1 protein-coding gene and 1 pseudogene are annotated in these 726 nt (G+C 65.6%); both read left to right on the top strand.

Annotated features, from left to right (window positions below):
• A pseudogene (locus DBR24_RS21060) lies at positions 1 to 75 on the top strand (multidrug DMT transporter); the annotation flags it as partial.
• 140 nt (positions 76 to 215) lie between these two features.
• Positions 216 to 726: FAD-dependent oxidoreductase (locus DBR24_RS33110; RefSeq protein ID WP_371921336.1), on the top strand; the 511-nt coding region annotated here is incomplete at its 3' end.

Raw genomic sequence — 726 nt, 5'->3', positions numbered from 1 at the left:
GCGATGCTGGGGATGGCATTGATTGTCCTCGGAGTGGTGGTCATCCAGCTGTTCTCCAAGACCGCCGGGCATTGACCTGCACTGCACACCTCCCCTGTGGGGCGGGCCTGCTCGCTCCCACAGTGCTTTTGCGCCACGGCTGTTGATCATCGACAAATCCCCCTCTTTCCCGAGTCTGTATACTGCGCCCTCGTCTTGAACACTGAGGTCGTTGCATGCCATCCGTTATTTCCACCGACGTTCTGATTGTCGGCGCTGGTGTCGCCGGCCTCTGGCTGAACGCGCGTCTGCGCCGTCAGGGGTTTTCGACCGTGCTGGTGGAAAGCGCCAGCCTCGGCGGCGGGCAGACAGTGAAGTCGCAGGGCATCATCCACGGCGGCGCCAAGTACGCGTTGCACGGCGCCCTGACCGGCGCCTCCGAAGCCATCGCCGACATGCCGCGCCGCTGGCGTGAAGCCCTCGCCGGCCATGGCGAGCTGGACCTGTCCGGCGTGCGCCTGCTGTCCGAGGCTCATTACCTGTGGTCACCCGGCACCCTGGCCGGCAACCTCACCAGTTTCTTCGCCAGCAAGGCCGTGCGTGGCCGGGTCGATCAGGTCAAGGGCGAGCAATTGCCGCCGGCCCTGCAAGACAAGCGCTTCAAGGGCAAGGTCTACCGCCTCGCCGAACTGGTGGTGGATGTGCCGAGCCTGATTGCGCGCCTGGCCGATCTGGCCGGTGACGGCC

It is taken from the genome of Pseudomonas sp. HMWF006 (assembly GCF_003061205.1).
GTDB lineage: Bacteria > Pseudomonadota > Gammaproteobacteria > Pseudomonadales > Pseudomonadaceae > Aquipseudomonas > Aquipseudomonas monsensis.
This window is presented reverse-complemented; position numbering and strand designations above follow the sequence as displayed.